Source organism: Shinella daejeonensis, assembly GCF_024281235.1.
GTDB lineage: Bacteria > Pseudomonadota > Alphaproteobacteria > Rhizobiales > Rhizobiaceae > Shinella > Shinella daejeonensis.
Genome location: NZ_JAHWXY010000015.1, coordinates 1 through 12,046 on the forward strand (window position 1 = coordinate 1; position 12,046 = coordinate 12,046).

Annotated in this window: 12 protein-coding genes and 2 pseudogenes; 3 read left to right on the forward strand and 11 right to left on the reverse strand. The window is 61.1% G+C overall.

Going from position 1 to position 12,046, the window contains the following annotated elements:
* Nucleotides 1-127: 127 nt before the first annotated feature.
* The 3 genes and pseudogenes from KYK29_RS22585 to KYK29_RS20830 all read right to left on the reverse strand — a co-directional run.
* Nucleotides 128-427: pseudogene (locus KYK29_RS22585) on the reverse strand (FRG domain-containing protein); the annotation flags it as partial.
* A 93-nt stretch (nt 428-520) separates the two neighbouring features.
* Nucleotides 521-1,264, reverse strand: coding sequence for a hypothetical protein (locus KYK29_RS20825; RefSeq protein ID WP_254692828.1), 744 nt, complete (start codon nt 1,262-1,264; stop codon nt 521-523).
* Nucleotides 1,261-1,506, reverse strand: coding sequence for a helix-turn-helix domain-containing protein (locus KYK29_RS20830; RefSeq protein WP_254692829.1), 246 nt, complete (start codon nt 1,504-1,506; stop codon nt 1,261-1,263). Before KYK29_RS20830 ends, KYK29_RS20825 begins: the two co-directional genes overlap by 4 nt.
* Before the next feature lie 117 nt (nt 1,507-1,623).
* Between KYK29_RS20830 and KYK29_RS20835 the strand changes: the two genes are divergently transcribed.
* From KYK29_RS20835 to KYK29_RS20845, 3 genes are read left to right on the forward strand one after another with little or no spacing between them, the layout of a single operon-like run.
* Complete coding sequence (locus tag KYK29_RS20835) at nt 1,624-1,875, forward strand: hypothetical protein (RefSeq protein ID WP_254692830.1); 252 nt, start codon at nt 1,624-1,626, stop codon at nt 1,873-1,875.
* On the forward strand, nt 1,872-2,162 hold the full coding sequence (locus KYK29_RS20840) for a hypothetical protein (RefSeq protein WP_254692831.1): 291 nt from the start codon (nt 1,872-1,874) through the stop codon (nt 2,160-2,162). The genes KYK29_RS20835 and KYK29_RS20840 overlap by 4 nt, the downstream gene beginning before the upstream one ends.
* Nucleotides 2,162-2,362: a GcrA family cell cycle regulator gene (locus tag KYK29_RS20845; protein ID WP_254692862.1), complete on the forward strand. Its 201-nt coding sequence runs from the start codon at nt 2,162-2,164 to the stop codon at nt 2,360-2,362. The genes KYK29_RS20840 and KYK29_RS20845 overlap by 1 nt, the downstream gene beginning before the upstream one ends.
* A 707-nt stretch (nt 2,363-3,069) precedes the next feature.
* Here the strand turns inward: KYK29_RS20845 and KYK29_RS20850 are convergent.
* From KYK29_RS20850 to KYK29_RS20885, 8 genes and pseudogenes are all read right to left on the reverse strand, one after another.
* A complete protein-coding gene (locus tag KYK29_RS20850) occupies nt 3,070-5,058 on the reverse strand; it encodes a heavy metal translocating P-type ATPase (protein WP_254692832.1) in 1,989 nt (662 codons plus the stop codon).
* A gap of 114 nt (nt 5,059-5,172) precedes the next feature.
* The gene (chrA, locus tag KYK29_RS20855; RefSeq protein ID WP_254692833.1) at nt 5,173-6,408 is read right to left on the reverse strand and encodes a chromate efflux transporter; all 1,236 of its coding nucleotides are present in this window, start codon (nt 6,406-6,408) and stop codon (nt 5,173-5,175) included.
* A 184-nt stretch (nt 6,409-6,592) separates the two neighbouring features.
* Nucleotides 6,593-6,889: a LysR substrate-binding domain-containing protein gene (locus KYK29_RS20860; protein WP_367881014.1), complete on the reverse strand. Its 297-nt coding sequence runs from the start codon at nt 6,887-6,889 to the stop codon at nt 6,593-6,595.
* Nucleotides 6,890-7,274: 385 nt separating this feature from the next.
* Entirely contained in the window at nt 7,275-8,069 is a 795-nt protein-coding gene (gene istB, locus KYK29_RS20865; protein ID WP_254692834.1) for an IS21-like element helper ATPase IstB, read from the reverse strand.
* Nucleotides 8,070-8,388: 319 nt separating this feature from the next.
* A pseudogene (locus tag KYK29_RS20870) lies at nt 8,389-8,559 on the reverse strand (transcriptional repressor); the annotation flags it as partial.
* A gap of 47 nt (nt 8,560-8,606) precedes the next feature.
* The gene (gene ftsH / locus KYK29_RS20875; RefSeq protein WP_254692835.1) at nt 8,607-10,436 is read right to left on the reverse strand and encodes an ATP-dependent zinc metalloprotease FtsH; all 1,830 of its coding nucleotides are present in this window, start codon (nt 10,434-10,436) and stop codon (nt 8,607-8,609) included.
* Nucleotides 10,437-10,558: 122 nt separating this feature from the next.
* Nucleotides 10,559-10,918, reverse strand: a complete 360-nt coding sequence (locus KYK29_RS20880; protein ID WP_035029026.1) for an SPW repeat protein — start codon at nt 10,916-10,918, stop codon at nt 10,559-10,561.
* A gap of 354 nt (nt 10,919-11,272) precedes the next feature.
* On the reverse strand, nt 11,273-11,977 hold the full coding sequence (locus KYK29_RS20885) for an NADH dehydrogenase ubiquinone Fe-S protein 4 (RefSeq protein ID WP_254692864.1): 705 nt from the start codon (nt 11,975-11,977) through the stop codon (nt 11,273-11,275).
* Nucleotides 11,978-12,046 lie beyond the last annotated feature (69 nt).

The window sequence follows — 12,046 nt, forward strand, 5'->3', positions numbered from 1 at the left end:
GTTCGTCGTCTTGCTTGTCATAGACCCTACTTCTCACGAGTTGGGGTCTCCGGCAAAGCCGGGGCGGTTCATCTGAGCAGGCAAAGAATAAGCCAACCAAGGGATTGAGTGAGACATCCAGAAGCCGGGTAGGAAGTCCGTAATGCTGCGCACGAACCAAGCGACCAAACATGGTTTTATCGTCCGCAAAATCTGCCGGTGCTTCCGCCATCAGCTCGCTGATGATGTTGTTTTCAGCATCGGGACGGAGACCGCGCATCACTGACGGCATCAGTTTCCATGAAGCATCAGCCTCGCCTCTAAAGCACCGGACGCCTTCTACGGCTTGGAGCTTGTAAATCTCAGTGAGAAATGAGGTAACGCTTGTGGCTGTTGCCAACGCGGGTTTCGTTGCCTTTCGAAATTCTGGTTTCAGTGCTCTGGCCATGTTTTTCCACCTCAACTGAACGAAGGGCTTCCTAGCCTCGTTCAGTCCTTCCCCAAACGTCCAGGCAGAGCCTCATGTAGCCAAGGCGCAAAGTCAATCTGACTGTTTCGGTGCTTCCTGCTTTACAGTGAAGTCAAACGATGGCGCCACGTTTACGAGAATGGCTGCCAAATTCATTAGAGAGACCGATAGGCAAAAAAGGATCGATATCCAGTTAAACGCGAGGCTTTTCCACACGCCGTATCCGACGACCGACATATGAAGCAGAAGTACGCTGAGCATAGCCATAGAAAGCAAAACTGAAAGGCTGGAGTAGAAGGCCTTATACCCGCGACCGGCGACAAAAAAATCCTCCCCAAATATATTCATCTTGGGGCGGAAAAGCTTGATGTAAAGCTCTGTCGATGTGTAAGCTGACGAGATGAAATCCGGGTCAATTCCTTTTTTTGCGGCCAATCTGATGGTGAATTGCTCGCATATTGCCTGATAGGCTTGGGCATTCATAAAGGCCAACGAAAGGACCATGAAGCTAAATGAGGCGAATACGGTCAGAACCTCGACCGCTGCCGGTAGATCCTGAAATCCAATCGATGTTCCCGGGATGGTGACATTTTTCCCGAAGAGCAAGAGCGCCAATAAGCCATCACTTAAAAGCGCGGTTTTCAACAGAGCCTCCTGTTTCGCCAAAGTTCGGCTGTGCATCTCCAAATACTTTTGATGAAGGGTATCGTTGAAAACGGTGCCATCGTCGTCAAGCAACATCTCTCTTTCGAAAGTCATGCGCAGCCGGACATTCGGAGATAGCTTTATTGCAAACTTCCGCTCCGGTTCTGTCATTTGGCTTGCCTTTTCAACGCCACGCCCGGGCCGTTTGCCACCTGTCCATCCTCAAGGAACTGGACACCCTGCGCTTCTAGCGCTGCTTTGACTTTTTCTACCGTGTCTTGCGACACAAGGCCGGCATGGTCTGGCTTCCCCTCAATCCGCCGTAGTGTGATGAGCGGAACGCCTGCCTTCTCGCATAATTCCGCCTGTGTCATGCCAAGCAAATCCCGGCCCGCCTTGATAAGCATTTTCATCCTCTGCCCTCTGATAACTTTTTATCACTGATGCACTTGCTATCAGTCATTGTCTAGTGATAAGTAGTTATCAGTTCGATAACGAGCGAAACAAAATCGAAATCGGAGAGATGACCAATGCCGAACACCACCGTTCCGGCCGCTGGCGAAGCCATGCCGAAAGTTACCGAGGAGCAAATCGCCCTGTCGCATGACGTGGTGTCGCTCTTGTCCGTCTGCTCATTCGTGGCCGAGCGTATGACGGATGACGACGGGCCGAACCTCGCTGGCGACCTCGCCCGGGTCCTCATCAGTGGCTACCATCTGGCGAGGCAGGTTCGTGACGACTTGGAAATGATGCGCCGTATCAGCGAGAGTGTGCGGGCATGAGCAGCGTCCGATTGACTGATGGCCGCGTGCTGCACTTTCCTGACTATGATGCGCTCAACGTGGAAGGCGATATCCCGGTGGCCGACGACGGCGACCTTGCCGCCTGCGTTCCGCTCATTCCTTCATGCGAGCTGCTTCTATTCACTGGCCGTCTTGTGTCCAGTGCGAGGAAGCGGCGACGGCAACCACGATGGGCAGAGGTGAACGCGGCACGGCTCCGGCTGGCCCGCCTCTGCATCGATCAAGCCTCGAGCGAATGGGATAGTGTGCAGGAGGTGACGCAATGATGCACCAGCCTTCCCCTTCTCGATCCTCTCTGCCTCTTGCCGATCTGTCACGCTACGCCTGCCGGTGGCCAGTGAACGATGCCAAGCCGGCCGAGCTGCACCTTTTCTGTGGTCAGCGAACCGAAGGGACAAAGCCATATTGCAAGGCGCATTGCCTGCTGGCCTACCGCAAGCGTGGAGCCGAAACCGATGCGGCGTGACCCCATACCCCCGGGGGGTGGTTCCAGACTTTTGCGACCGCTCGGGGACCGGCGCGGGGAGCATCACGCAAGATATGACCGAATTGGGATTTTTTTGTCTGGCGCTGAAATCAGACCGGCATTCGTCCTGCGCCGTCCAGCGAGATTTGCCACCTTCCGAAACGCATTGGGGGAACTATTGGGGGAAGGCGAAAAGAAGCGCTCGAAAAAGCGCAGTTCCATCAGTTATTTAGCGAAAGGAAGTGGCGCGCCGCACCGGGTGAAGATGACAACTACATCTACTCTATAGCCCTCTAAGGCGCGCTTTAGTGGGGATGCCTGAGGTCGAGGCTCTGGATGTGAACTTCCTGTTCATGAGTTTTCTTCGCTTGCGAAAAAAGAGGAGCGATCCCTTGCGTTCGAATCCCTCCCGTTCCGGCAGGTGGCACCACGATGCCTGCCGGGCCGAAGAACTACACCTACGCTATTTCCCTCCCTAGTCCTCGTTAACGCTGTCAACGGCCGTGAACGCAGTTTGACCCAGTTAGCCTGTCGCTTTGGCGCATCATGGCGCGATGGGTGCAGTCATGAAGACGCAGGTCGAACTGGATACCGCACTCGGTTGGACCCTCCGGCGAAATGGTCCGTCTGGAAGAGCCCTTCGGGCGCAATTCGCACGACAGGTTCTTGACTGGCAATCGACACCTGCTGAAGATCGGTCGGTTTCCTCATTTACGCGCGCTTCGAGCGGGATAGCCGTCATCCGGTAAAACCCCTGACTGGTATGACGGCTCTACTGGGCCGGCGTCGGGTTGGCATCGCAGTGAGGTGGCACTGCGCGCCCGGATCGGGTCGGCGAGCAGCCTGAGACCATTCAGCACCACCAGCACCGTCCCGCCCTCATGCCCCAGAACCGCGAGCGGCAGCGGCAGGGCGAAGAACAGGCTTGATGCGACCAGAAGCAGCATCATGCCGATGGCGAAGGCGAGGTTCTGGCGGATGATCCGCCGGGTACGCCGCGCCAGAAAATGCGCGGCGGCAAGACGCGCCATGTCCTCCGACAGCAGCGCGACATCGGCCGCCTGCAACGCGACATCGCTGCCCGCCGCGCCCATGGCGATGCCGACATCGGCGCGCGCCAGCGCGGCGGCGTCGTTCACCCCGTCGCCGACAAAGGCGACTTTCCCATTCCTCGCCAGTTCGCCCACCAGCCGGACCTTGTCCTTGGGCAACAGGTCGGCATGGACGTCCTTTGCTTCCAGTTCGAGCTCCGCGGCGATCCGCAAGCCGACAGAGCGCCGGTCGCCGGTCATCATGGCGATGGTGCCCACCCCAGCCGCTCTGAGCGCAGCCAATCCCGCGGCCGAGGTCGCGCGCGGACGGTCGGCGACGGTGAGCGCCCCAGAGACCCGATCTCCCCGCCCTAGCCACACCACGGTCTGGCTGCCGTCCGTCAATTGTGCATATTCGGGTGCGTCGAGCGATGCGCCCATACGTGCGGCCATCCGCGGATTGCCGGCCCAGAGCGGGCCCACGGCATCCTCCCCCGTAATCCCCTCACTGGGAACAGTTTCCACATCGCGCACCTCGGCGGCGGTTATGCCTTTTTCGTCGATGTGGCGGCGGATGGCACCGGCAATCGGGTGCTCGGAATGCGCCTCGAGACCGGCGATCAATGATAGGAACCGCTCTTCGGGTTCCCGCGTCACGACCTGCGTCACCTCGGCCTTGCCAGTGGTTAGCGTACCGGTCTTGTCGAAGGCAAATATATCGACCTCGGCCAACGTCTCCAGCGCCGCGCCGCCCTTGAACAGCACGCCGCCGCGCGCGGCCGCCGCCAGCGCCGAGAGGATTGCGGCCGGAACCGATATCACCACCGCGCAGGGGCTGGCCGCGACCAGCAGCGTCGCGGCGCGATAAAGCGCATCCTGCATCGTCCAGCCGAGCGTCAGGAAGATCGCGAAGGCGGCCACCGCGCCCGCCAGAACCGCGATGGTATAGCGCTGGCCGAACCAGGCGCTGAACCGTTCGGACGGCGCGCGCGCCGCCTGCGCCTCGGTCACCAGTGCGATCATCCGCGCCACGGTGCTTTCCGCGACCGGGCGGGTGACGCGCACCGCCAGCACGGCGTTGAGGTTCACCGTGGCCTCGAACACTTTTGCACCGGGGCTTTTGCCGACCGGCATCGATTCGCCGGTGATCGTCGCCTCGTCGAGCGATCCCTCTCCCTCGACGATCTCGCCATCGGCCGGCACGCGCGCGCCGGGGCGCAGCACCACCATGTCGCCGGCCACGAGATCGCCCACCGGAACTTCCGTGACGGTGCCGTCAGGAGTGCGCTTGAGCGCGGTGTCAGGACGCAGCGCCATCAGCGCCTCGACGGCATGGCGCGCCCGGCCCATCGCCCGCTGCTCCAACGTGGTCGACAGGCTGAAGAGCGTCAGCAGCACGGCCCCTTCGAGCGCAGCGCCCACGGCAGCGGCGGCAAGGGCGGCCACAATCATCAGAAGATCGATGTCGAGAACCCGCTCGCGCCAGAGGGCGTTTAGGGCCCGCACCGCCGTCGGCACGCCGCCGGCCAGATAGACCAGCGCGTGGCCAATTGGTCCCCAAGGGCCGGGGTTCAAAAAGGCATCGACGGTCGCAAGCGCCATCCCGGCAAGCGTGATGCCGGTCAATGCCGTCATGAAGCGGTCGGAGGAAAGGTCGATTTGCAAATTATGTTCCTGGCTGTGCCGCGACGGCGGCAATGGCTGGGGAGACCGGCGATGACGCGCCGGATGGGCTGGCGTGATTCGCCCGGTCGATCGGGTTCCGTTATTCCTTTTCCATCACGGCATCGAGCTTACCCCCAGGATCGCGCCGCCGGCAGCCGCAATCAGCACCACGAGCCATGGCGGGAACTTCCAGCTCATCAGGGCGACGAAACAGGACAGCGCCAGCGCAAAGTCGCGGGGCGACCCGACCGCGCTGGTCCAGAGCGGATCGTAGAGCGCGGCGCCCAGAATGCCAACTACCGCGGCGTTCGCCCCCGCCATCGGCGCCCGCACGCCGGAGCGTGCGCGCAGCGTGTTCCAGAACGGCAACGCGCCGACAAGCAGCAAGAAGCCCGGCAGGAAGATCGCAAGAAGGGCAAGTGTCACGCCGACGATCCCGTTCGGGCCGGGTTCGAGCAGCATTCCGAGATAGGCGGCGAAGGTGAACAGCGGCCCCGGCACCGCCTGGGCCGCGCCATAGCCGGCTAGGAACGCATCGGGCGTGACCCAGCCCGGGCGAACCACTTCGGCTTCCAGCAAAGGCAAGACCACGTGGCCGCCGCCGAACACCAGCGCACCGGCGCGATAGAAGGCGTCGATCATCGCCAGCCACTGCGCGGGAAACATCGCCGCCGCCAGCGGTAAGCCGAAGATCAGGATGAAGAACAGGGCCAGCGCGATTATTCCCGCCTGCCGCGAGACCGGGAAATGCAGCGCTTCACCCGAAACTCCCCCCGTGTTGCGGCAAAGCCGGAGCCCGGCGAGCCCACCGAGCAGGATTGCACCCAACTGACCCGTCGTGCCCCCGATCAGCACCACCATCAGGACGGCGGCGAGCGCGATCGTCTGGCGTGAACGGTCGGGACAGAGCGTGCGCGCCATCCCCCAGACCGCCTGCGCCACGATGGCCACCGCGACGAGTTTCAGCCCGTGCAATACCCAGCTGCCGAGCGGGCCTGAAAACGCCGCCGCACCGAGTGCGAACAGCATCAGAAGCAGGGCGGAAGGCAAGGTAAAGGCCGCCCAGGCAGCGAGCGCGCCCGTCGGCCCGGCACGCTGCAAGCCCAATGCGAAGCCGACCTGGCTGGATGCCGGTCCCGGAAGGAATTGACACAGCGCAACCAGATCGGCATAGCCACGATCGTCGATCCAGCCGCGCCGGGCAACGAATTCCTCGCGGAAATAGCCCAGATGCGCGATCGGTCCGCCGTAGGAGGTCAGGCCCAGTTTCAGGAAAGCGGCCAGAACCTCGCCGGGCGTGCCTTGTCGTCGGCTTAGGGCCACGGCCTTCAGCGTGTCATTGGCGGGCATGATGTCTCCGTGACGCTCGCGATTTCCGGGACTCGCCAGACGCCCTGAAAGGGCGTATGCGATCATTGTACCTGTAATGGGGCAATGAAACAGACAGGTGACTGCCGAAACACGCCCTCGTCGTTGCCTCATATCGCAAGTGGTGTCCACAAGACCGCACCCCGCAAGAGAGATAACGGAGGAATCATGGCGTGGTTGTCGGGAGAGGACCAGCCTGCGGACGACGGCCCTCCAGCAGGTCGGCGTCGGTGGCCAGCGCATCAGCCATGAAGTCCATGAAGGCACGAACACGGGTGGTGTTGCGCAGACCCTCATGGGTCAGCAGCCACAGATCGAGCCGGAAATCTTCCGGAAACATGGCGGTTCGGAAAAGGTCGAGGGTGCGGTCGGCTACGGCGCAAGGCAGCGGCGCAAAGTCGATCCCGGCCCTAGCCGCGGCAATCGCGGCCGAGATTGAATTGGTGCGATAGATCGGCCGTATTTTCGGTAGTCAAGTCACCAACTGATGGCTGATTGCTCAATGTGAACGCTCGGATCACACCCAGAAAGAAGCGCAGATCATCCCAGTTCGCATCGATCAAGACAAATCAATTGGCAAGTGCAGCTGATTATCTGATTTACGATCGTCTCCCTCCAGAGGATTGGATAAAAGCTCCGGCTCACGCGACGAAGAACCTGTCGCAAATTACATTAAGGATAAAGCCCTTTGAGGACTGTATCAAAATGGGTATGAAGACGGCGGTTGCATTCGCACTCCCGATTGCGAAAATTGTCCGCTTTCAGAATTGTTACACTGTTGGTTTCCACGCAGAACTGAGCCGGTTTTTCCACCGAGAAGTGAGCCACCTCCGAGTATGGTTTTCTGATCAGGGTTTGGTCAAGGGATTGGCCTTTTCTCCTCTCTTCTGCGCTGCTGCGGACGAGCTGGCCTTGAAGCGGAAGCTGTCGTTACCGGTTTCCAGGATGTGGCAACAGTGGGTCAGGCGATCGAGCAAAGCTGTCGTCATCTTGGCGTCGCCGAAGACGGTTGCCCATTCGCTGAAGCTGAGGTTGGTGGTGATGACGACGCTGGTGCGCTCATAGAGCTTGCTCAGCAGGTGGAAGAGCAGCGCTCCGCCGGAAGCACTGAACGGAAGGTATCCGAGTTCATCGAGGATCAGCAGATCGAGACGGACCAGCGTCTCGGCGATCTGGCCTGCCTTTCCTTTGGCCTTTTCCTGCTCGAGAGCGTTGACCAATTCGATGGTCGAGAAGAAGTGGACCTTTCGGCGATGGTGCTCGATAGCCTGAACACCGAGGGCGGTCGCGACATGTGTTTTTCCTGTTCCGGGCCCGCCGACAAGCACGATATTCTGCGCTCCGTCCATGAACTCGTATCGATGCAGTTGGCGCACTGTCGCCTCGTTGATCTCGCTGGCGGCGAAGTCGTAGCCAGAGATATCCTTGTAGGCTGGGAAGCGTGCAGCCTTCATATGATAGGCAATCGAGCGAACCTCGCGCTCGGCCATCTCGGCTTTCAGCAACTGAGACAGGATCGGCACGGCCGCATCGAAGGCTGGTGCTCCTTGCTCGATCAGGTCGGTGACCGCTTGGGCCATGCCATACATCTTCAGGCTACGCAGCATGATGACGACGGCGGCGCTGGCAGGATCATGACGCATGACGACCTCCCACGATCCGGACACGCAGGCCATCGTAACGTTCGACGTTGGCCTTGGGCGCGCTTCTTTTTCGCACACGGGTCGTGCAGCGTTTGCTTGGAGATTCGTTCGTTGCACCCCCTGGACCGGCAAATCCCGTCCAGGATACTGATTGCACCAGAGCCCAAAACTGCAATGAGAATGCTGCTGCCTCCGAGCAGCGTGGGGTCAACATGGACGCGGAAGAAATCAGCCGGCTCAGACAGCAGGCTCTGATCTCGTCTTTGCAAAGCTCCTTGCGCCGCTGGGGCAGGCAGTAAGGCAGGGAGGTGATTTTAACTCATCCGTCTGGTTTGCTGCCACGCATTTCGCGCCGCTGCCTGCGGCGCTTCTTCAGCGGCCTGACATAGAGTTCCAGCCTGTGACTCACGATTTCGAAGCCATGTGCACGCGCTATCTCTTCCTGGAGGCGCTCGATCTCGTCTGACCGGAATTCAACCACCCGCCCTGAATAGCGTCGAAAAGACATTTGCAATAGATAATCAAACTTTCCTCAGATCAATTACCGCTCCTACTCTTAACATATTTTCTCAGAATTTCCCGCAACTCTTCCTCGCCTAAAGTCTCGCGCTCCAACAGCAGTCTCGACGATTTCTCAAGGATTTCGCGGCGTTCCTGAAGCAGCGCTACGGTACGCCCAAACGTTTCCTCGACGATACGTTTGACCTCTTCGTCTACGGCCGCCGCGGTCTCGTCGGAATAGTCGCGCTCCTGCGGCCCGTAATAGGGCTGGTCCGTGATCAGGAACGAGCGGCGGTCCTTCTCCAGCGCCACATGGCCCAGCCGTTCGGTCATGCCGTAGCGCGTGACCATGGCGCGGGCAATGTCGGTGACCTTGACGAGGTCGTCGGCCGCGCCGGTGGAAAGATGCTCGAAGACGATCCACTCGGCGGCGCGGCCGCCGAGCAGCACCGCCATCTTGTTCGCAAGCTCCTGGCGCGTCATCAGGAAGCGGTCCTCGGTCGGACGCTGGATGGTGTAGCCGAGCGCGCCGATGCCGCGCGGGATGATCGACACCTTGTGCACGGGATCGACGCCCGGCAGCGCCATGGCGACGAGCGCATGGCCCATCTCGTGATAGGCGACGATCTCGCGCTCCCTGGGGTTGAGCAGGCGGTTGCGCTTCTCCAGCCCGGCGATGATGCGCTCGATGGCGTTGTTGAAATCCTCCATCGTCACCGCGTCGGCCTTGCGGCGGGTGGCGAGCAGAGTCGCCTCGTTGACGAGGTTGGCGAGGTCCGCGCCGGTGAAGCCGGGCGTCAGCGCCGCGATCTGCTCCGGCGACACGTCCCGCGCGAGCTTTGCCTTCTTCATGTGGACATGCAGGATGGCGATGCGGCCCTGCTTGTCCGGCCGGTCGACCAGGACCTGCCGGTCGAAGCGCCCAGCGCGCAGCAGCGCCGGGTCGAGGATCTCCGGCCGGTTGGTGGCGGCGAGCAGCACCAGCCCGCTCGACGGGTCGAAGCCGTCGAGCTCGACCAGAAGCTGGTTGAGCGTCTGCTCCTTCTCGTCGTGGCCGCCGGCCATCGGACCGATGCCGCGGGCGCGGCCGAGCGCGTCGAGCTCGTCGATGAAGATGATGGCCGGCGCCTTGGCGCGCGCCTGCTCGAACAGGTCACGAACGCGCGCGGCGCCGACGCCGACGAACATCTCGACGAATTCGGAGCCGGAGATGGAGAAGAAGGGCACGCCCGCCTCGCCGGCCACCGCTCTCGCGAGCAGCGTCTTGCCGGTGCCGGGCGGGCCGACTAGAAGCACGCCCTTGGGCATTCGCCCGCCGAGCCGGCCGTACTCCTCCGGGTCCTTCAGGAAATCGACGATCTCCTGCAACTCGGCCTTGGCCTCGTCGACGCCGGCGACGTCGGCGAAGGTCACGCCGGTGTCCGTCTGCACATAGACTTTGGCCTTGGACTTGCCGATCTGCATCAGGCCGCCGCCCATGCCGCCGCCCATTCGCCTCAAGATGAACATCCACAACCCGACGAACAGCGCGACGGGAACGACCCACGACAGGAGGTCGCGCAGGAAGGTGCTCTCGACCTGGCCGGTGACGACGACGTCGTGCTGCTGGAGATCGCGCGCCAGATCGGGCTCGACGCGGGTGGTGATGAACATCGGCCGGCCGTCCACCGGTTCGGTGAAGCGACCCTGGATGAAGCGGTCGGAGACGGCGACCTCGGCGATGCGCCCCTGCGTAAGATAGGTCTGGAACTCGCTGTAGGGAATTTGCGCGACTTGCGTCGCCGCCGCGAAGAGGTACTGGAAGACCATCAGGCCGAGAAAGGCCGCGATCCAGTACCAGATATTGAACTGCGTCTTCTTGTCCATTCTCTATCGCCATGCATCTGCGTGGGGCACGCCGCCCCTACCGACATCACTTTAGCCAGACCACCCTGTCCTCGTTTGAGGCAGATCAACGTGAAAGGGCCCGGCAGAGCCGGGCCCCTCGGTCAGGCCGTTGAGAACGGTTTGTCGGAGCCTTTCCAAAGGCTGTAGCCCGCAGCAGCAGCCACGATCAGGCCGACGACGACATGGGAGATCGTCGCGCTGCTGTTGGTCGAGAATGGCAACACCCATGGCGCCGCGACCGACCAGACGCCTAATGCCGTGTTAACCCACTGTTGCCATTCGCTGAACGCGAACAGCGCAATGCATGCAACAACGGCGATCGCCGCTCCTACAAGCCATGCGTTCCAGGCCGCAGTCGTTAGAGCCGCATAACCCAGAATCCATGGCGTTATGGCCAGTCCGAGGCCGGCGGCAATATTCACAACATCAAAGGCAGAGCGGTTTTCGAATGTCTTCATCATCGTTTTCCTCCTTTCCGGTTTGATGCGTCGTCAATGAGCGGTCCGCCTGTCGGGCGGAACGCAGGTGCCGGTGTCACGAGATGGGAAGCCGGCACCCAACTGCTGATGTGGGGCGCGCAGACGCCCCACAGGCTGCTGTCCGATACGGAACGGAGCAAGCTCCGCATCGGTGAAAGCACCCGCAGCAATCTCATGCAGCGCAAGATCCTGCGTTGTCATTCCTTCCAGCGCCAGTCGAGGCTCATCGCCCCGCCTCAGCGCTCTACAACGCATGGCCCCTGCGAGAGCCAGCCCGAACCTGTTAGGCAGAACCTTTTGTGCATCGATCGTGACAAATGGATCCATGGAATCACCTCATGCTGCTTCGAGATGCCCCGGACCAGCCGACTGGGCATCCACGCCTCTTTCGAGAGCGAGCAGCGCCTGCTCGACCTCATCAAGGCGCGAGGGGCGGCCGTTCTCAGGCATGCCCTCGTTGGTGGCCTGATCGATCAGGAATTCGGTCCAGGCCCAGTTCATCAGGATCGACCGCCTCGCATCAAGGGGGAGCCGGTTGTCAGTCACGACATCCATCGGCGAAGCCCAGCCGCCATCCCCATCATTGCGATTGGCGTCATTCGACATGGCTCGACGGTACTTGTCCGAAAGCCCGACGAGGCCAAGCTTGCCGAGCGTCGCATCGGAGAATGTGTTTCGCTGTTCTCCAGACTTATCCATGGTAATCCTAGCCTTATCCTTTGGTACGTCCACGACATAGCAAAGACCCTGCCGCTGCGCGTAACGGATCGCAGACGCCAGCGTCGGGAACTTAAGCTCGACCTGCTTCAGTGTGTCCCGGCTGCCCGTGTAGCCCATGAGCGGTTCGATAAAAGACGGGCTGCGCGCCTCGAACACGAGCTTCCATTGATCGCGCGACGGAGCACTGGTAGTCGCCGAGCGAGATGGGCGGTAGATCCGGGCCATGGCATCGCTGGGGAATAAGGAGCGTCCCATTGACAGCATCGTGCGACGATTGTCGTTGGCTCCCGGCACGGCCCGGTCGACAGGACCATCTGCCATTGATGTCCTTCTTGCGGCAATGTTCATGGTTCTTCCTCCGTGATCGGTGAAGATCGACGCCTACGGGCG